Genomic DNA, 19,525 nt, shown 5'->3' on the forward strand with positions numbered 1-19,525 from the left:
ATTGAGGGGGGAGGCGAGGGGGACTCAGAGCTTGAGGATCTCCAGCTCCACGGCGGCGATCGTCTCCGGACGGTGCTTCCGCACCTCCTCGACGAACCGGTCCATCTCCGCGTCGTCTCGCGTGGTCTCGTGGTGGAAGAGCACCAGCTTCTTCGCGTTCGCCGCGTTGGCCGTCTCCACCGCCGACTCCCACGTCGAGTGGCCCCAGCCTATCTTCGCCGAGCCCTTGCGGCCCCGATACTCATCCTCGGTGTACATCGCGTCGATGATGAGCATGTCCGCGTCCCTCGCGAACTCCACGAGGGCCTTGTCCTTCTCGCACCCGTGCTCCACGTCCGTCGCGTACACCACCGACCGGCCGTCGCACTCCACCCGGTAGCCCAGATTGCCTCCCGGATGGTTCAGGTCCAGCGTGCGCACCCGCGCCGGGCCTATCTCCAACTGCTGGCCCGCTTCCAGGTTCTTGTACGTCAGCTGCGCCTTGAAGGTCTCCTCGGCCGTCACCGGGAAGTAGGGCTGCACCATCTGTCCCGCCAGCACCTCCTTCACCGAGTGGCTGCCTCGCGGCGCGCCATACACCGTGAAGGCGAACTTCGGGATGAAGATGGGCGTGAAGAACGGCAGCCCCTGCAGGTGATCGTAGTGGTAGTGCGAGAGGAAGATCGAGGCACGCGCGGGTCCACCCGCCCTCACCAGCTCCCACCCCAGCTCGCGCACTCCCGTTCCCAGGTCGAAGATGAGCAACTCGTCCCCGCATCGCATCTCGACGCAAGGCGTATTGCCCCCGTAGCGCTGCGTCTTCGGCCCCGGTGCAGGGATCGAGCCGCGCACTCCCCAGAAACGCACATGGAACGGGACGCGCGCCTCGGCGGGCGTTCCCTCTCGTTCGTTCTCAGCCAACCTTCGCTTCCGTGTCGTCGTCGTCCTCGGCGAAGAGCTCAATCAGGTGCCCCGTCCGCTCGCGCTTCGTCCTCAGGTAGCCGACGTTATGCGGATTATGCTCCGTACGCGAGGGAATGCGTCGTCGTACGGGAATTCCCTCTTCCACCAGGCCTGCAATTTTCAGGGGATTGTTGGTGATGAGGTCCACCGACCGCACCCCCAGCAGCCTCAACATCTCCGCGGCGATGTCGTAGCTGCGCAGATCGTCCGGGAAACCCAGCTGCCGGTTGGCCTCGTAGGTGTCCAGGCCCTCGGCCTGCAGGGCGTAGGCCTTGATCTTGTTCCCCAGGCCGATGCCCCGGCCCTCCTGCCGCAGGTAGAGCACCACCCCACACCCGTTCTGGGTGATGAAGTCCAGCGCCCGGTCCAGCTGCTCCCGGCAGTCGCACTTCAGGCTGCCGAAGACCTCGCTCGTCAGGCACTCGGAGTGTACCCGGACGGGGACGCCCTCCAGCCCCTGGACCTCACCCACCACCAGCGCCACGTGCTCCCGGCCATTGCGCTTCTCGCGGAAGACGACCGTGCGCAACACGCCTCGGCCCGTGGGGACGTCCGCCTCGGAGAACTTCTCCAGCAAGGACGTGCTCTTGCGGGTCGGAAGAACCTGCGGTGTACGCGACTCGGACATGATGACCCTTTCTCCCGCACAACAGTTGGGGGCACAAGTTGGATGCGAACCCTTGAAGTTCGTTCTTCATGCCCCCCAGGACAGAGCAAGCAATTCCACCCTGTCACCAGTAGCCAGCCTACTGGACCCTCGTGGGAAGTGGAGCAGGTGGGTGGCCGAGGTCGCGGAGCGCAGTGCTCCCGACGTCTGGGTGGCCAGTGGCTTGACCCACAGCTCGCCGTCCCGCCAGGTGGACGTCACCCGGACGTAGTGGGCCAGCCCCTCGGGCTTGCGCAGCTCGCCGTCCAGCCGGCCGGACACCCTCGGTGGCTCCACGTCCGGGTGCCCCAGCATGCGGCGCAGCGCCGGGCGGACGAAGAGCTCGAAGGTGACGAGCGAGGAGGTGGGGTTGCCCGGCAGGCCGATGTAGACGGTGCCCCCCTTGCGGCCCACCGCCAGCGGCTTGCCCGGCTTGATGGCCACCCGCCAGAAGTCCCGCTCCACCCCCAGCTTCTCCAGGGCCTCGCGGACGAAGTCGTGCTCGCCCACGGACATGCCCGCGCTCGTCAGCACCAGATCGTACCCCTGGGCGGCAGCCAGGTGCTGGGACACGTCCTCCAGCGTGTCCCGGGCGATGCCCAGCACCGAGGGCACCCCGCCCGCGCGCAGCACCGCCAGCGAGAGCGCCGGGGCGTTGGCGTCCACGATGCGGCCCTCGGCGGGCGCGTCCGCCCGGCACAGCTCGTCTCCGGTGGAGAGGATGGCCACCCGAGGCCGGCGCGGCACCGGCGCCGTCAGCATCCCCTGGCCCACCAGCAGCCCCAGCTCCGGAATCCCCAGCGGCGTGCCCCGGGGCAGCAGGACTTCTCCCTCCCGCGCGTCCTCGCCCCTCGGACGCACGAAGTGGCCCGGCCCCACCGCCTCGAGGATGTCCACCGCCTCCCCCCCGGGCGCCAGTTGCGTCCGCTCGCGCATCACCACCGCGTCCGCTCCCGGCGGCAGCGGAGCCCCCGTCATGATCCGCGCGCAGGTGCCCGGCTGGACTTCCCGCCGGGGCGTCTGGCCGGCGTAGATCGTCTCCTTCACCTGGAGGCGGACGGGCAGGGGAGCCGAGAGATCGGCGCTGCGCACCGCGAACCCGTCCATGGCCGAGTTGTCCCAGGGCGGCAGGGTCCGCTGGGCGCGCACGTCCTCGGCCAGGGCGCGCCCCAGCGCCTCCTCCAGCCGGACCCACTCGGGGGGCAGCGGGGAGACCAGGGCGAGGGTGCGGGCTCGGGCATCCTCCACGGGCAGCAGCGCGGCATCTTCCTTCATGGGTCGGGCATCCTCGGGGTGATCTCCCAGGGCTGATCCACTTTGCCCCGGGAGCGCGAAACATACGTGTAGCGATTGGCTGTTTTTGGGATCAAAGTCCCTAGGAAATTCAAGACTTTGTTTGACAGTCCCAGTGATCATCGTTACAAGCGCTGGTGATCGCATGGCCCGCGTCCGGGCGGGGGCCGATGTGCCAACCCGTTGAAAAGACACGGGAATTCAAGGAGACAGCGTCGATGGCCAAGCCCAGGTCCGGGGCCAAGAAGGCGACTCCCGCTGCGAAGAAGGTCAAGTCGACGAAGCCGGGTGTGCTCAAGAGCGCCTCCAAGAGCGTGGCCAAGGCAGCCGCGAAGTTGGTGACGAAGGCGACCGGTAGCGCGAAGCAGCAGGAGAAGAAGGCCGCACCCGCCGCCGCGAAGAAGACCGCCGCGAAGGCAGCCACCAAAGTGAAGGAAGTCGCCGTGAAGGCGGCCGCCAAGGTGAAGGAAGTCGTGGCGCCCAAGGGCAAGGAGAAGGAGCCCGCGCCCAAGGCGAAGGAGGCCGCCGCGCCCAAGGGCAAGGAGGCAGCGCCCAAGGGCAAGGAGGCAGCGCCCAAGGGCAAGGGCCGCGAGGTTCCGGTAACGCCGCCGGCGGCCGAGAAGCCGCGTCCGCGCGCCACCAAGCTGCCGCCCCTGGCCGAGCCGCTCAACAAGCGCGACCTGGAGCAGCTGCTCACCGCCGGCGCCGGCCGTGGCGTGGTGGGCGAGGGCAGCCTCAAGGGCCGTCTGACGGTGATCGACGGGCTTCCCAACCTGGTGGTGGTGGGCCGCGACAAGCGCGAGCTGACCTTCATCCTCCAGGGGCCGGATCAGGAGGTGCTGCCGGCCTACCTGGATCACAAGGTGTCCGTCAGCGGACTCATCAAGAAGACCACCAACTACGGCGGCACGGTGGACGTGCGGAAGTTCTCCGCCAAGAAGCCCGAGGTGGAGGAGCCCACCCCGGAGCCCGTGGAGACGGAGGTCCGGCTGCGCTACCTCTCCCCCGGAGAGGTGTCCCAGGTGATCTCCGCCGGAATGGGCGCGGGCATGAAGGGTTTCGCCGCGCTGCGTGGCAACCTGGAGATGACCGGCGACGAGTTCGTGCTGGTGGTGTCCAACGGCGGCACCCGCCAGCAGGTGTCCTACATCCTCGAGGGCAAGGGCGCCAAGGGGCTGCGCAAGTTCCTGGGCCACACCCTGTCCGTCACCGGCGTGGTGGACAAGTCCTCCGGCTGGGGCGGCCGCATCGACGTGGAGAACGTGGAGCCGCGTCCCTCGGACTCCCGTCCCATCTCCCGCGAGGGCCTGGACTCCGTCCACGTGGAGGGCGAGCAGTCGACCGCCGTCGACGTGAGGCTCAACCACGCCTTCACCGTGCGGCTCCCGGAGCAGCCGGGCTTCACCTGGGCCATCGAGCCCACGGCGGCCAAGCGTGTGGGCCTGAGGGAGGCCAATTTCGAGCCCAGCTCGGATGGGCCCGCCACCCGCGAGTTCTTCTTCACCCCTCGCAACCCCGGTTCCTCCGAGGTCGAGTTCTTCCTCGCCAAGGCCTTCAATCCCGGTCAGGTGGAGCGCTCGTTCAAGCTCACCGTGAACGTCAAGCCCTGAGGGCCTGTCTGGCACTGCCCCTCCACGCGTCATCGTCCTTCCGCCCGGGGGTCCCACGTGGGACCCGCCGGGCTTACTTTTTTCAGGGCCGCCCGCTGGGCTTCCTGATTCGGGACCTCTCGTGACCGATCTTCCTCGTGACGTGAAGCGACACCTGGCCGAGTCCAAGCAACCCCTCGGCATCAAGGAGCTGTTGAAGCTCACCCATCTCCACCCCGGTCAGCAGACCCAGCTCAAGCGCACCCTCCGGGACATGGTGCGCAGCGGCGAGTTGCTCAAGGAGGGCAAGCGCTTCCGCCTGCGGAGCGAGCGGCCAGCTTCACCTGGAGGCGATGGGGACGGCCGGGCGCAACCGCCCCATGTCCGGCCCGGTGGCCCCCGCGAGGAGGTCCGCTCCGAGCTGGATCCGCGCTTCGCGCCCCGGGGGCGGTTCTCCAAGGAGGGCACGCCCGAGCCTCGGGGCCGCTTCGTGCGCGAGGGCCGCATGGAGCCTCGGAATCGCTTCGCCCAGGACGAGCGCGGTGGGCCTCCGCCGCGGGGTCCGTCGGAGCAGCGGGGGCCCGAGCCCCGCGGCCGTTTCGCCCGGGACGAGCGTGGCGGGTCCGGCCAGCGCGGCCGTTTCGAGCCTCGGGGTGGCTCCGGCCCCCAGCGCGGCGGCTCCGGCTCACAGCCGCAGCGGCCCGGCGGCGGACGCTCCGAGCAGCAGGGCCGGTTCGAGCCCCGGGGCAGGTTCGCCCGGGACGAGCGCGGCGGGCCCGGCAAGCGCGGCGGCCGTTTCGAGCAGGAGCGCCGGCCGGGACGGGGAGGGCGCTTCGAGCGCGAGGAGCGGTTCGAGCCGCGGGGCCGCGGAGGCCGTGACCGGAGCGAGGGGCAGGAGACCTCCACCCTCGAGGGCATCCTCCACGTGCACCGCGATGGCTACGGCTTCGTCCACCCCAGCTCGGGCGAGGGGGACAACATCTTCCTGCCGCCGCAGGAGGCCGCGCGGGCGCTCGACAATGACCGGGTGATCGTCGAGGCCTGGGGCCGTCCCGGACGCATGGAGGGCCGCCTGCTGCAGGTGGTCGGCCGTACCCGGCAGCTCGCCGTGGGCACCTACGTGGAGCAAGGCAAGCGTCAGGCCTTCGTCATCCCCTACGACAAGAACCTCCAGACGCAGGGCCACATCCGCGTCCCGCCCACCCAGATGGCGCGGGACGGCGACGTGGTGAAGGTGCGGCTCGGCATCGGCGCGGAGCTGCTGGAGCCGGGCGAGGGCCTCTATGGCGAGGTCGCCGGCTCCATCGGCAAGCCCGGAGACCCGAGCAACGAGGTGCTCTCCATCGCCTACTCGCAGGGCTTCTCCGACGAGTTCCCTCCCGAGGTCATGGACGAGGCGGACCGCATCCGCCCCGTGGTGAGCGAGGAAGAGGCCCGCGGGGAGGACCGGCGCGATCTGCGGCAGATGCCGCTCGTCACCATCGACGGCGAGGACGCCCGTGACTTCGACGACGCCGTCTACTGCGAGCCCCACTCCCAGGGCTGGCGGCTCGTGGTGGCCATCGCCGACGTGACGCACTACGTGCGCGAGGTCACCGCGCTCGATGCCGAGGCCCTGCGCCGCGCCACCTCCGTCTACCTGCCGGACCGCGTGCTGCCCATGCTCCCCGAGCGCCTCAGCAACGGCATCTGCTCGCTGCGTCCCGACGAGGACCGGCTGTGCATGGTGGCCGACATGGTGCTCGATTCGCGCGGGCACCTCGTCTCCAGTGAGATCTACCCGGGCGTCATGCGCAGTCACGCCCGCTGCACCTACAACGAGGTGCAGGACGTGCTGGACGGCAAGGACGTCCCCCACCGCAACGCCTTCAAGCCCCACTTCGAGCGGCTCATGGAGCTGGCCCGGGTGTTGATGCGCATGCGCAAGGAGCGCGGCGCCATCGACTTCAACCTGCCCGAGCACAAGGTGATGATGGGCGAGGACGGCATGCCCTCGCGCATGGAGCGCCGCGAGCGCAAGGACAGCCACCGCCTCATCGAGGAGTGCATGCTCGCCGCCAACGAGGCGGTGGCGAAGTTCTTCGCCGACCTGGGCCTGCCCAGCGTCTACCGCTACCACGGTGAGCCCGACGAGGAGAAGCTGGCCGTCTTCGCCCAGCTCGCCCAGGCCTACGGCTTCCGCCTCCAGGCCGAGGAGATCACCCCCCAGAAGCTCAATGCCTTCATGGCCCAGCTGCAGGGCCACCCCGAGGAGCGCGCCCTCAACCAGCTCCTGCTGCGCTCGATGATGCAGGCCGTCTACACGGCCTCCGACATCGGCCACTACGGCCTGGCCGCCGAGTACTACCTGCACTTCACCTCGCCCATCCGCCGCTACCCGGACCTGCTCGTCCACCGGCTGCTCAAGGCGCACTGGGCCCGCGGTGGACAGGAGCGTTCTCCGGCACAGCTCGAGCGCGAGGAGCAGCGGCTGGAGGACATGTCCTCGCAGAGCTCCGAGCGCGAGCGCGCCGCCATGCAGGTGGAGCGCGAGGTCGTCTCCTTCTACGCGGCCCTGATGATGAAGGACCGCCTGGGCGAGGAGTTCGATGCCACCGTCGCCGGGCTCGTCGAGTTCGGCTTCTTCGTGGAGCTCGACGAGGTGCACGTGGAGGGGCTCGTCCGCGCCGATTCGCTCGGTTTCGGCACGCGCTTCGACAAGAACCTGCACTCCTTCACGCTGCCAGGCGGCTTCCGGGTGCGCGTGGGACAGAAGGCCCGGGTGCGGCTCGTCAACGTGAACCTGGCCCTGCGGCGCATCGAGTTCGAGGCCCTCGAGGTCGCCGGCCGGGCCGTGCAGGCCCTCCAGCAGGCGGGCCGGGAGGAGTTCGAGGCGCAGCGGGAGCAGGGCCGGCAGGAGCGCAAGAAGGCCCGGCGTGCCGAGCGCGAGCGGTCCCGGGAAGAGCGGTGGGGCCCTCGCCCCGAGCGCGCCGAACTCTCGATGGCCGAGGCCGAGGCGTTGCGCAAACGGGAGGCCGAGGAGGCCGCCGCGGCGCTGGCTCCGGCCGTCCAGGGCGAGGCCGCGCGGGTGGCTCCTCCCACCGTGGAGCGGCAGACCGAGTCCGTGGAGATCGTGGAGCGTTTCACCCCGACGGCGCCCGCGGGCTTCGATCGTGTCCGGGCCCTGGCCGCCCTGGATGCGCGCGCAGGGGCGGAAGAGGCCGCGCCGGCCGCCACGGAGACGCCCTCGCGTGAGAAGAGGGCCGCTGCCGGAGCCGCGAAGAAGAAGATCGCCGCTCGCCCCGCCGTGAAGAAGGCCGCGGCGGGTAGGGCAGGGGCGGAGAAGAAGGCCACGGCCGCGAAGAAGGCTCCCGCCGCCGCGAAGAAAGCGCCCGCCGCGAAGAAGGCTCCCGCCGTGAAGAAGGCCGCAGCCGCGAAGAAGGCTCCCGCCGCCAAGAAGGCCGCCGCTGTCGCGAAGAAGGCGCCGGCCGTGAAGAAGGCCGCCGCGAAGAAGACGGCTCGCCCCGCCGCCAAGAAGGCCCCCGCCGCGAAGAAGACGGCTCGGGCCCCGGCCGCGAAGGCCCGCTCCACCGTGGGGGCGAAGTCGAAGGGCAGCGCGAAGAAGCGGTAGGCGCGGCCGGGTCCGGTGCGTCGCACCGCCACGCACCGGACAGGGCACGCCAGTTCCCCAGTTGACGCAGGACCTGGCCCGCGAGGGCATGACCGTGGTGGTGGTCACCCACGAGAAGGAGTTCGCGCGAGCGGTGGCCCACAGGGTGCTCGTGTTGGAGGCGGGCGTCATCCTGGAGCAGGGCCCTCCTTCGGTCATCTTCACCCGGCCCACCCAACCCCGGACCCGGGAGTTCCTCCGCGAGGTGTTGCACCTGCGAGCCGACGGAAACTCCTGACCTGGCGGCCATGCGGGCGGAGGGGGGGCCGGGTTTCCCACGAGCGGGTTGATGTCTCCATGCTTCCGGACCGGTGCCGGGTCCCCACCTTCCGGGACAGGAGACATCCATGGAATTGAAGAGCCTCGCCTGGATCGCTTTCGCACTGTTCATCGTCTGGGTGGTCGCCGGACTGATCTTCAAGCTCGCGGGAGCGGCCATCCATCTGGTGCTCATCGCGTCGGTGGTGCTGGGCCTCATCAGCCTCGTGTCGCGGGCCCGCGGGCCCGGTCATCCCACCTAGTGGCTCCCGGAGCGCCGGATACTTCGCCCTCACGCTGTACGACGTGCTGGCGATGGGCCACGTGGGGCGGAAGCTCCCGTATGCACGCGTGGGCTTCACCTCCTTCGTTGGCTACGCGTTCGGACACAACCTCGGCCTGTCCTTCCTCAGCGGAGGCTCGGTGCGCTACCGGCTGTACTCCGCGTGGGGGCTCACCGCGCTGGATGTGGCGCAGGTGGCCACCCTCAATGCGCTCACCTTCTGGGTGGGCCTGGCGGCGGTGACGGGGACGTCGCTGCTGGTGGAGGGAGGCGGCGGAGTGCTGCCGCTGTCGCCGGGACTGGCGCGTGCCCTGGGCGCGGGGCTGTGGGTGCTGCTCCTGGGCTACTTCGTGGCCTGCGCGCTCGTCCGGAAGCCGCTGCGCGTGCGCGGGCTGGAGCTGTCATTGCCGACGTTCCAGCGTGCCCTGGGACAGCTCGCCGTGTCGTGCGCGGACTGGATGCTGGCGGCGTCGGTGCTGTGGGTGTTGCTGCCGCCGGGCTCCGGGGTGTCCCTGCCGTCCATCATGGCGCTTCCTCGAGCTGGCGGATCGGCACCACGGCCAGGTGTGCTTCTACCAGGTGGGTCCTGGCGCACTGCCGCGCTACCTGGACCTGGGGCTGACCCTGCTCAACCTGGGCGAGGAGGCCATGGTGCCGCTCGCGGACTTCAGCCTGGAGGGGCTGGCGCGCAAGTCCCTGCGCCAGAGCGTGCACAAGCTGGAGCGCGAGGGCTACGTCTGTGTGCTCACGGGCGTGGCCTCGCTGGTGTCCCGGGGCCTCGGTGGAGTGGTTGCACGGTGAGGAAGCGGGGGCTCCGTTGATGGTGGGGCAGGGGACGCGGGGGGGCGGGATTTCCTTTGTCCCATCCCTCTTCGATATCCTGCTCGAAGGCCCCCGTGAGCAGAAACCCGGGGCGGCCGGGGGGCCCACGCATGTTGCATATTCGAGGCTACACACTTCGAGGGGCCATCAAGGCCACCGGATCGAACCTGCTGTTCCACGCGGTGCGCGACACCGATGGTCTGCCCCTCATCCTCAAGACGCCCACGGCCTCCTCCCCGGGTGCTCGCGAGAGTGAGCGCTACCAGCGGGAGTTCTCCATCCTCCAGCGTCTGCGGGACGTGGGGGGCGTCACCCGTCCTCACGCTTGTGAGCGGATCCACGAGCGTCCGGTGCTCCTGCTCGAGGCCATGGAAGGCACCGCCCTGTCCGAGCTCACCGGCACGCCGCTCGAGCCCGCGCGCGTCCTGAAGCTGGCCATCTCCCTGGCCTCGACCCTGGCGGAGCTGCACCGGCGCGGTGTCATCCACAAGGACATCAAGCCCTCCAACATCATCCTCGTGCCCTCGGGGGAGGCGTGCCTGATCGACTTCGGCACCGCCACCCTCCACCTCGTCGAGCATGTGGAGGCGGCTCCCGCCTCCCTGCTCGAAGGCACGCTGGCCTACATGTCCCCGGAGCAGACGGGGCGCATGAACCGCTCGGTGGATTACCGCACCGACTTCTATTCACTGGGAGTCACGCTCTACGAGCTGCTCACGGGCAGCCGCCCCTTCCATGGGGGGGATGCGCTCGAGTGGTTCCACGCCCATCTGGCCCTGGTTCCCCAGGCTCCGCTGGAGCGCGTCCCGGGCCTGCCTCCGGCCCTGTCCGCCATCGTGATGAAGCTGTTGGCCAAGGTGGCCGAGGAGCGCTACCAGAGCGCCGACGGACTGAAGGCCGACCTCGAGCGGTGTCAGGAGGGCCTGCTCCGGGGCGCGCACGAGGATTTCCCGCTCGGGGTGCACGACTTCCCCAGCCGCTTCCAACTGCCGCAGCGGCTCTATGGACGGGCCTCGCACGCCGCGGCCCTGCTCCAGGGCTTCGAGCGGGTGGCCCGGGGCGGCCGGCCCGAGCTCATGCTGGTGCGTGGCTACTCCGGCATCGGCAAGTCCTCGGTGGTGCATGAGCTGCACAAGCCGGTGGTGCAACGGCGCGGCTTCTTCCTGAGTGGGAAGTTCGATCAGTTTCAACAGGACATCCCCTACGCCACCCTGGCGCAGGCCATCCGCGGGCTGACGCAGCAACTGCTGTCGGGCACCGACGCGGAGCTGGAGCGGTGGCGCGAGCGTCTCGAGGAGGCCTGGGGCGCAGAGGGTCAGCTCCTCGTGGACGTGGTGCCCCAGCTCGAGCTCATCGCGGGCCGGCAGCCGGCGGTGCTGGAGGTGCCCGCCTCCGAGGCGCAGCACCGCTTCCACCGGGTGTTCCGCGAGTTCCTCGGCGTGTTCGCCACCCCGGAGCACCCGCTGGTCCTCTTCCTGGATGATTTGCAGTGGGCGGATGGGGCCAGCCTGCGGCTCCTCAAACACCTGCTCACCCACCCGGAGACGCCACCGCTGCTGCTCATCGGGGCCTACCGCGACAACGAGGTCAGCCCCTCGCACCCCCTGGTGTTGCTGCTGGAGGAGCTTCGCAAGGCCGGCGCGCAGCTCGCGGAGCTCCAGCTCGAGCCGCTGCGCATGGAGGAGCTCCAGCAGCTCGTCGCCGATACACTGCCCGGGGCGGACTCGGGGCTCGTCCAGCCGCTCTCGGCGCTCGTCCAGGAGAAGACCGGAGGCAACCCCTTCTTCATCCTGCAGTTCATGCGGACGCTCCACCAGGACGGCCTGCTGGCGCGCACGCGCCAGGGCACGTGGCGCTGGGATGCGGAGGGCGTCCGGGCGAAGGGCTACTCGGACAACGTCGTCGAGTTCATGGTGGGCAAGCTTCGCCAGCTCCCCATGGTGACCCAGCACCTGCTGCGTCTGGCGGCATGCGTGGGGAACACCTTCTCCGGCGGAATGCTCGCCATCATCTCCGATCAGTCCGTGCCCGGTTCGGTGGAGCGGAGCCTGGAGGCCGCGTTCCAGGAGGGCCTGTTGGTGCGGGGCGGCCCGGACCAGTACCGCTTCCTCCATGATCGCATCCAGCAGGCCTCCCATGCCCTCATCCCCGAGCAGGAGCGCAAGGCCGTCCACCTGCGCATCGGCCGGTTGATGCTCGCGAGCCTCTCCCCGGAGCAGGTGCACGAGAAGCTCTTCGACGTGGTGAGCCAGCTCAACGCCGGGGCGGAGCTGATCCGCGAGCCCGAGGAGCGCCGCCGCGCCGCGCGGCTGAACGCCGAGGCCGGTGGAAAGGCCCGGAACTCGACCGCGTTCCGCTCGGCCGCCGCCTACTTCGCCGCGGCCTTCCATCATCTGTCGGGGGAGCCGTGGGCGCTGGATGCCGGGCTGGCCTTCGAGGTCCGGCTCGCCCAGGCGGGTTGCGAGTTCATGAGCGGCAACGCCGTCGAGGCCCGCCGGCTGGTGGAGGAGCTCCTTCCCCGGGCACGCACCTTCCCGGAGCTGGCGGGCGTCTGCCGGCTGAAGAGCGGGTTGCACCTCATCGCCAATGAGCACCTGGAGGCCGTCACCTGCCTGCTGGAGTGCCTGGAGCGGATGGGCATGCCGATGCCGGCCTTCCCCACCTGGGAGGAGGTGGAGACGGCCAACGCGGAGGTGTGGGCCTTGCTGGGGGAGCGGCCCATCGCGAGCCTCATCGAGCTGCCCCTGGTGAACGATCCGGACATGGAGGCGATGATGAACGTCCTCGGTGCCCTGTTCGCGCCGGCGTTCTTCCTGAGCCCCTCGCTGCTCATCCTCCATCTCAGCCGGATGGTCTCGCTGAGTCTGCGCCATGGCCACACCCCCGCGTCCGTCCATGGGTACTCCTGGTACGGGGCGATGGTGGGTCACTCCTTCAAGAGGTACCGGGAGGGTCAGGCCTTCTGCCAGCTCGCCCATGCGCTCGTGGAGCGTTACGACCTGGCGGCCCTTCGCGGCAAGGCGCTTCACACCCTGCAACTGGCCAACTGCTGGACCGAGCCGCTCTCCCTTTCGCTCGAGCTGGCCCAGAGGGCCTTCCAGCACGCGCTCCAGGCCAGTGACATCCACATCGCCTGCTTCTCCGCCTGTCACCTCGTCACCAACCGCCTCACCTTGGGACTCCCCCTGGACGAGGTCTACCAGGAGTCGATCGCCCGCCTGGACTTCGTGAGCAAGGCGGGCTTCGTGGGCGTGAGGGATACGATCCACTTCACGCAGCGCTACGTGCAGCAACTGCGCGGGCTCACGCCCTCGTTCGACTCGCTGAGCGGGGAGGGGTTCGACGAGGAGGCCTTCGAGGCCGGGCTGCCCTCCAACCAGAGCACCACGCAGTGCTGGTACTGGCTCACCCAGGCGCAGTCCCGCTTCCTGCGCGGGGCGTACCCGGAGGCCCTCGAGGCCGTGGACAGAGCGTACGAGCTGCGCTGGGCCGTCCTGGGGCTGCTCCCGAGCCTGGAGCTGCACCTCTTCCGCGCGCTGAGCCTCGCCGCCTGTTATGGGGAAATGGCTCCCGAGCAGCAGCCGCGGGCCCTCGAGGCCATCCGCGGTCACCAGCGGAAGCTCGCGGAGTGGGCGGACCATTGCCCCTCGACCTTCCGCGCCCCCGAGCGTCTGGTCTCGGCGGAGCTGGCCCGGCTCTCGGGTCAGGAGGGGGAGGCCCTCCGTGCCTACGAGCAGGCCCACCAGTCCGCTCGTGAGCATGGCTTCATCCAGAACGCGGCCCTGGCGTGTGAGCTGGCCGCCCGCTTCTGGCTCGAGCGCGAGCTTCCCACCCTGGCCGAGGCCTATGCCCGCAAGGCCCGGGATGCCTACGTGCGCTGGGGCGCCCTCGGGAAGGTCAAGCACCTGGACGCCGAGTGGCCACTGCTGGTCTCCGCCGGGCGCTCCGAGGGGACCGACACGGATACGACCTCGACGCAGCTCGACGTCCTCACCCTGGTGAAGGCCCAGCAGGCCATCTCCGGGGAGATCGTCCTCGAGCGGATGGCCACCACGCTGCTGCGTGTCGCCATCGAGAACGCCGGGGCCCAGCGCGGTGCCCTGTTGCTGCCGCGCGGGGACACGCTCCAGATCGTGGCGCTCTCGGGGACCACCTCCGAGGACTCCACCGAGGCCGCGGACGAGCCACGCCTGCCCTGGTCCCTCATCTCCTACGTCAAGCGGACGCGGGAGCACGTGCTCATCGGCGATGCCTCCCAGCCGCACCCGTTCGCGGCCGACTCCTGGCTCGCGCGCGGCCAGGCCCGCTCGGTGCTCTGTCTGCCGTTGCTGCGCCAGGAGGAGTTCCGCGGCGTGTTGTACCTGGAGAACGACCTCGCCCCCGACGCCTTCACGCCGGCCCGTCTCTCCCTGCTCGATCACCTCGCCTCCCAGGCCGCCATCTCCGTGGAGAACGCGCGGCTGTACGCCGATGTCCAGCGCGCCGAGACCGCCCTGCGCCACGCCAATGACGAGCTGGAGAAGCGGGTGGAGGAGCGCACCCGGGAGCTCAAGCAGGCCCAGTCCCGCCTGCTGGAGACGGCCCGCACCGCCGGCATGGCCGAGGTGGCCGCCAACGTTCTCCACAACGTGGGCAACGTCCTCACCAGCGCCGTCATCAACCACCAGGTGCTGCGCCAGACGGTGGACACCTCACGCGTGGGGCGGTTGAAGCAGGCCACCACCCTGCTCGCCGAGCACCGTCACGCGCTGGCGGACTTCCTCTCCCGGCATCCGCGGGGCATGCAGTTGTTGGACTACCTCTCCGTGCTCGCCGACGAGCTGCTGCGCGAGCAGGCCACGCTGCGCGAGGGCATGGATTCGATGGGCATGCACATCGAGCACATCCGGGCCATCGTGCAGATCCAGCAGAACTACGCTGGCAGCACCCTCCTCACCGAGGAGTGTGAGCTCTCGGGGCTCGTCCAGGATGCCCTGCGCATCTTCATGCCCGCGCTCCGGCGCCATGGCGTCACCGTCACCCAGGAGCTCGCCGCGCTTCCTCCGGTGCGGGTGGACAAACACAAGGTGCTGCAGATCCTCATCAACCTCGTCAGCAACGCCAAGAAGGCCGTGAAGGTGCTCCCCGAGGGACAGCGCCACGTGCACCTGCGGCTCGAGGCCGTGGGCCGCATGGCGCGCATCCGGGTGGTGGACAATGGCGTGGGCATCGCCCCGGAGAACCGTCAGCGGCTGTTCTCCCCGGGCTTCACCACGCGCGAGGGCGGCCATGGACTGGGCCTGCACTCCAGCGCCCTGGCCGCGAGGGCCCTGGGCGGGAGTCTCGCTCTGGAGAGCGAGGGGCCGGGCAAGGGCGCCACGGCCATCCTCGAGTTGCCGCTCGACGGGGCAGGGGAGGCGCTGGACTGAGAGGCCTCAGGCCCTCAGCGCCACCACCGTCACGCCGTCTCCGCCCTCGTGGTTCTCTCCAGGGCGGAACATGCGGATGTACGGCGACGCCGCCAGGTAGTCGCGGATGGCCTGCCGCAGCGCCCCCGTGCCGTGTCCGTGGATGATCAGCGCCGACTCCTCGCCGCTCCTCATCCCCCGGTCCAGGAACGACTCCACTTCCGACAGCGCGTCCTCGGCCCTCATGCCGCGAATGTCGCAGCGGTAGTTCGTCGCCTCCACCGCCTCTGGCGCCGCCGCCTTCGCCCTCGCCAGGTGCTGATCCTGCTTGTTGCGCTCCGGGAACTTCGACTCCTTCGGCTTCGGCGCCCTCGAGCCCGACAGCTCCGACACCGGCACGCGCATCTTGATGATGCCCGCCGCCACCAGCACCTGATCCCCGTGCACCTCCAGGATCTCCACGTCCTTGTTCAATCCCGAGTGCCGCACCCGCGCTCCCACCCGCAGCTCCGCCGGCGGTGGCGCCTCCACCTGGAATAGCTCCGCCCTCGCCGCCTTCGCCCGCTGGTTCGCCTCCTCCGCCCGCTGCAACAGCTGCGCCCTCGCGTCCGCCGCCGCCTTCTCGTTGGACTGCGCCCGCAGCGTCTTCAGCAGCTCCTGCACCTCCGTCGCCGCCTGGTCGCTCGCCGCCGCCACTTCCTCGTTGAAGCGCATCAGCCGCGCCTTGCGCTCGCGCTCGAACTGCTGCTTCTGCTCCTCCAACTGCGCCCGCAGCCGCTCGGCCTCCTCCGCCGCCACCTTCGCCCGGTCCAGCTCGTCCTGCAGCTTGCGCCGGTCCTCTTCCGCCGCCGCCAGCGCCTTCGCCAGCGCCCCTCCCGCGTTCATCGCGAGATCCCGGGCGCGCGTGCAGATGTGCTCCGGCAGCCCCATCCGCGACGCCACCTCGATGGCCGACGACGCACCCGCCGCGCCCAGCTGCAGCTTGTACGTGGGCGCCATCTTCTTCGCGTCGAAGCCCACCCGCGCGTTCAGGAAGCGCGGATCCAGGTGCGCCAGCGCCTTGAGCTCCTCCAGGTGCGTGGTCACCAGCACCACCGCCCCCTTCGTCAGCAGCTCCTCCAGCACCGCGATGGCGATGGCCGCGCCCTCGCGAGGATCCGTGTCCGCGGCGATCTCGTCGATCAACACCAGCGAGTTCTTGTTCACCGACAGCGCGATGTCGCGCAGCATCACCACGTGCGCGCTGAAGGTGGACAGGCCCTGCGACAGATCCTGCGCGTCACCCACCGTCGAGTGCACCGAGCGGTAGAGCGGCATCTTCGAGCCCTCGCCCGCCGGAATCGGCAGGCCCGCCCGCAGCATCAGCGCGCACAGGCCCACCGCCGTCAGCGTCACCGTCTTGCCGCCCGCGTTCGGACCGGACACCACCAGCGCCCGCGCCTGGCCCTTCATCTCCACGTCGTTGGGCACCACCTCGGTGTCCCGCAGCACCAGCCTCGGGTGCCGCAGCCGCAGCAGCGACAGATCCTCCACCCCGGAGAACTCGGGCGCGTGGGCCCGCAGGTCTCCCGCCAGCACCGCCGCCGCCTCCACCTCGTCCAGCTCCGCCACCGCCGCGATGCCCTCGAGCACCTTCGCCGACTCGCGCCCCAGCTGGTTCGTCAGCTCCTGGAGGATGCGCCGCTCCTCCTCCGTCACCACCGACTGGGCAATGGCCAGGTCGTTGCCCATGCCCACCAGGCCCTCGGGCTCCACGAACAGCGTCTGCCCCGTCTGGCTCGCGTTGTGGACGATGCCCGGCACCTCGCCCCGGTAGTTGGACACCACCGGCACCACGTACCGGCCATTGCGGATGGTGTAGTAGTTCTCCCGGAGCTTCGGCAGGAAGTTCTCGTCGTGGAGCTTCTCCTCCAGCCAGCCCTTGATGCGCCGGTGCAGGCCGCGCACGCGATCCCTCGCCTCGCGCAGCTCCGGGCTCGCCCGGTCGGAGATCTCCCCATCCGCCTCGAAGCTCCGGTCGATGCGCACCGCCAGCTGCTCCAGCACCGGCAGCCGCCGGGAGATGGCCGCCAGCCGGGGCACCACGTGCTGCCGCTCCTCCAGCGCTTCACGGGTGCGCACGAAGGCGAACAGCAACTGCGCCGACGCGATGAGCTGCCGGGGCTCCAGCATGCCGCCCTTCGAGGCCAGCTCCAGCGCGCCCCGCAGGTCCGTCACCCCGCCCAGGGGCAGGGAGAACTGCTCCTGCGCCAACCGCCGCGCCTCGGCGATCAGCTCCAGAGCCTCCGCCACCTGCTCCTCGCCATCGAGGAACGGCCGGGCGAGCGCTCGCTCCCTCCCGGGCTCGGTCCGGCAGCGATGGGCCAGTGCGCGGAGCACATCCGCGAATCCAAGGTCTTCGAGCGTTCTCTGAGCAATCTGCACGGTCATGGGTTTCATGCGCCACCGGGGCGCCCGTCAAGAAGAAGGTAGGGTTTTGAAAGCCAGTCCCGCTCTGCTATCTGCCCGCCATGCTCTGGCTCGTGGTGGCGGGCACGCTCGCGGCGGCCATGGACGCATCCAACCCCGGGGACCTGACATCGGCCCTGGCCCGGGAGGCTTCGGGTGACAGCGCCGGGGCCCTGGAAGCCGTCCAGGACGTCATGCGTGTCTGGCCCGCCGAGGCCCTCCCCCGTTTGGAGGCGGCCCGGCTCCTGCTGAAGCTGGGAGGAGACCTGGACCAGGCGGAGACCCACCTCGACGTCGCCGCCGCCGTGGCCCCCGACAACCCCCGCGTCCATTACCTGCGCGGGTTGTTGTGGGAGGAGCGGGGACACCCCCTGAAAGCGGCCCGCTCCCTTGAACTGGCCGTTTTCTATCGTTCCTCCTACGAGGATGCTCGTTTCCGGCTCGCCGGCCTCTGGGCTTCTCTGGGCGACTGGCTCAAGGCCGAGCTGCACTACCGCTTCCTCGCCCGCTCCCGTCCCGAGTGGGTGCAGGTGCGCCTCCAGCTCATCCGGGCCATCGAGGAGCAGGGCAGGGCGGCGGACGCGGAGAAGGAGCTGCTCCGCTTGAAGGACGAGCAGCCCACCAACCCCCTGGTCATTCGTCGTCTGGTGGACCTCTACGAGCGCACGGGCCGGGCGAAGCTCGCGGCGAGGTTGCGAGCGAGCCTGGAGCCGCCCGCTCCCCCCAAGAGGATGCGTCCTCTGCGCCCGTCGCGCCGGTAGGAAACCTTTCTTTCCCTCCGTGATTGCGTGGAAGGCGCCACTGCATACACTGCGCCCGCTTTGAAGACCGCCAACCTCGCCATCGTGTTCACCGACATCCAGGGGTTCACCGAGCGCACCAGCCGGCAGACCCTCGAGCAGAATCAGCGTCTGCTCAAGGTGCACCACGATCTCCTCACGCCGGTGTTCAAGGCCTTTGGCGGCCGCATCATCAAGTCCATCGGGGATGCCTTCCTCGTCACCTTCGAGTCGCCCACCCAGGCCGTGCTCGGCGGCATGGCCATCCAGGATCGGCTCTGGCAGCACAACCGCTCCGTGCTCGAGGCCGAGCGGCTGGATGTGCGGGTGGCCATCAACGTGGGCGAGGTGCGGGTCGAGCCCAACGACGTCTTCGGCGAGCCGGTGAACATCGCCTCCCGGGTGGAGTCCATCGCCGAGGCTGGAGAGGTCTTCTTCACGGAGGCCGTCTACCTGGCCATGAACAAGGCCGAGGTGCCCTCGCAGGAGGTGGGCGCCTTCGAGCTCAAGGGCATCCCCGGGAAGATCCGCGTCTTCCGGGTGCCTCGCGCGCCCTACCGCGTGGAGGTGCCCGCCGTGGTGCACGTGACGCCCGGGGCCGAGGCGCCGATTTCGAACGAGCAGCCGCCCTTCGGCAACCTGGCCCTCTCGCGCATGCCTGTGTCCTCGCCGGGCCCGGACCTGGCCGCCACCGCGGCGGCCCTGGGCTCTCGCGCGGCCACCGTGGGCGGCCAGCTCGTGGAGCGCACCCGGACGGTGGGCGGCCAGCTCGCGGAGCGCACCAAGACGGTGGGTGAGCAGCTCGTGGAGCGCACCAAGACGGTGGGCGGCCAGCTCGTGGGCCGCACCCGCACGGTCATCGAGTCGGTGAAGGCCGGACCGCGTCCCGCGTTCGCCTCGCGCAAGCTGGCGGTGGGCGGCGGCGTGCTGGCGCTGGTGCTCGGCATCGGCTTCGTGCTGCGGGACAGCCCCGTGGAGGATGCCATCGAGGCCGTGGCCGAGGCTTCTTCCTCCAAGGAGAAGATCCCGCTCAAGGAGAAGCTCGCGCTGGTGCAGGCGGCCGAGAAGCTCATCAGCCAGGAGAAGTCTCCCGGGGAGAAGGCCTGGCTTCACGGGCAGCTCGCCGAGGCGCTGGATGCACCCGGCCAGGCGGTGGGCTTCTATCGGAGTGGTGTGAAGGCTGAGCACGGTGACTCGGAGGACCGGCTCATCGAGCTGTTGGAGCACCCGGACTGCCGTGTGCGCGTCAACGCCGCGGACGCGCTGGGCGACCTGAAGTTGGACTCCGCTCGCGGCGAGCTGGAGGACCTGGCCAAGGCCGGCGGCCCTGATGACGAGGACCCGGGCCTGCTCGGCCTCGGCTGCGACTCGCGCGAGGCGGCGAAGAAGGCCCTGAAGCGGCTCGGCCACTGACTGTTTTTGGGGGACG

Annotated in this window: 13 protein-coding genes; 8 read left to right on the top strand and 5 right to left on the bottom strand. The window is 70.0% G+C overall.

All coding sequences use genetic code 11. The annotated features are described in order from the left end of the window. Positions 1-24 precede the first annotated feature (24 nt). The 3 genes from Q664_RS14095 to Q664_RS14105 form a co-directional block, all read right to left on the bottom strand. Positions 25-762 carry an MBL fold metallo-hydrolase gene (locus Q664_RS14095; protein ID WP_235216696.1) on the bottom strand — a complete coding sequence of 246 codons (738 nt, stop codon included), beginning with the start codon at positions 760-762 and terminating at the stop codon, positions 25-27. 130 nt (positions 763-892) lie between these two features. After that, a complete protein-coding gene (gene ribA, locus Q664_RS14100) occupies positions 893-1,570 on the bottom strand; it encodes a GTP cyclohydrolase II (protein ID WP_043394653.1) in 678 nt (225 codons plus the stop codon). Positions 1,571-1,636: 66 nt separating this feature from the next. Then, positions 1,637-2,863, bottom strand: coding sequence for a molybdopterin molybdotransferase MoeA (locus tag Q664_RS14105; protein ID WP_043394655.1), 1,227 nt, complete (start codon positions 2,861-2,863; stop codon positions 1,637-1,639). Between the two features lie 236 nt (positions 2,864-3,099). Between Q664_RS14105 and Q664_RS14110 the strand changes: the two genes are divergently transcribed. From Q664_RS14110 to Q664_RS59995, 4 genes are all read left to right on the top strand, one after another. Continuing rightward, positions 3,100-4,491: a protease inhibitor I42 family protein gene (locus tag Q664_RS14110; RefSeq protein WP_043394657.1), complete on the top strand. Its 1,392-nt coding sequence runs from the start codon at positions 3,100-3,102 to the stop codon at positions 4,489-4,491. Between the two features lie 121 nt (positions 4,492-4,612). Next, positions 4,613-8,080 (top strand): ribonuclease R, encoded by a 3,468-nt coding sequence (gene rnr, locus Q664_RS14115; RefSeq protein WP_043394659.1) that lies wholly within the window; start codon positions 4,613-4,615, stop codon positions 8,078-8,080. 61 nt (positions 8,081-8,141) lie between these two features. Further along, positions 8,142-8,357, top strand: coding sequence for an ATP-binding cassette domain-containing protein (locus Q664_RS14120; RefSeq protein WP_043394661.1), 216 nt, complete (start codon positions 8,142-8,144; stop codon positions 8,355-8,357). A gap of 109 nt (positions 8,358-8,466) precedes the next feature. Beyond that, positions 8,467-8,640 carry a hypothetical protein gene (locus Q664_RS59995; protein ID WP_200883700.1) on the top strand — a complete coding sequence of 58 codons (174 nt, stop codon included), beginning with the start codon at positions 8,467-8,469 and terminating at the stop codon, positions 8,638-8,640. A gap of 363 nt (positions 8,641-9,003) precedes the next feature. Here the strand turns inward: Q664_RS59995 and Q664_RS59035 are convergent, their stop codons facing one another. Continuing rightward, positions 9,004-9,186, bottom strand: a complete 183-nt coding sequence (locus Q664_RS59035) for a hypothetical protein (RefSeq protein WP_043394663.1) — start codon at positions 9,184-9,186, stop codon at positions 9,004-9,006. A gap of 53 nt (positions 9,187-9,239) precedes the next feature. On the opposite strand from Q664_RS59035, the gene Q664_RS59040 reads away from it, so the two are divergent. Next, entirely contained in the window at positions 9,240-9,461 is a 222-nt protein-coding gene (locus tag Q664_RS59040; RefSeq protein ID WP_235216697.1) for a phosphatidylglycerol lysyltransferase domain-containing protein, read from the top strand. A gap of 131 nt (positions 9,462-9,592) precedes the next feature. Then, complete coding sequence (locus Q664_RS14135) at positions 9,593-14,890, top strand: trifunctional serine/threonine-protein kinase/ATP-binding protein/sensor histidine kinase (protein WP_043394667.1); 5,298 nt, start codon at positions 9,593-9,595, stop codon at positions 14,888-14,890. A gap of 6 nt (positions 14,891-14,896) precedes the next feature. On the opposite strand, the gene Q664_RS14140 is transcribed toward Q664_RS14135, so the two are convergent. Beyond that, positions 14,897-17,299: an endonuclease MutS2 gene (locus Q664_RS14140; RefSeq protein ID WP_043394669.1), complete on the bottom strand. Its 2,403-nt coding sequence runs from the start codon at positions 17,297-17,299 to the stop codon at positions 14,897-14,899. 80 nt (positions 17,300-17,379) lie between these two features. On the opposite strand from Q664_RS14140, the gene Q664_RS14145 reads away from it, so the two are divergent. Together Q664_RS14145 and Q664_RS14150 are read left to right on the top strand one after the other, a co-directional pair. Beyond that, positions 17,380-18,078, top strand: coding sequence for a tetratricopeptide repeat protein (locus tag Q664_RS14145; RefSeq protein ID WP_043394671.1), 699 nt, complete (start codon positions 17,380-17,382; stop codon positions 18,076-18,078). Between the two features lie 60 nt (positions 18,079-18,138). Then, a complete protein-coding gene (locus tag Q664_RS14150) occupies positions 18,139-19,509 on the top strand; it encodes an adenylate/guanylate cyclase domain-containing protein (protein WP_084609874.1) in 1,371 nt (456 codons plus the stop codon). The last annotated feature ends 16 nt before the right edge of the window (positions 19,510-19,525 follow it).

Source organism: Archangium violaceum Cb vi76, from assembly GCF_000733295.1.
GTDB classification, from domain to species: domain Bacteria; phylum Myxococcota; class Myxococcia; order Myxococcales; family Myxococcaceae; genus Archangium; species Archangium violaceum.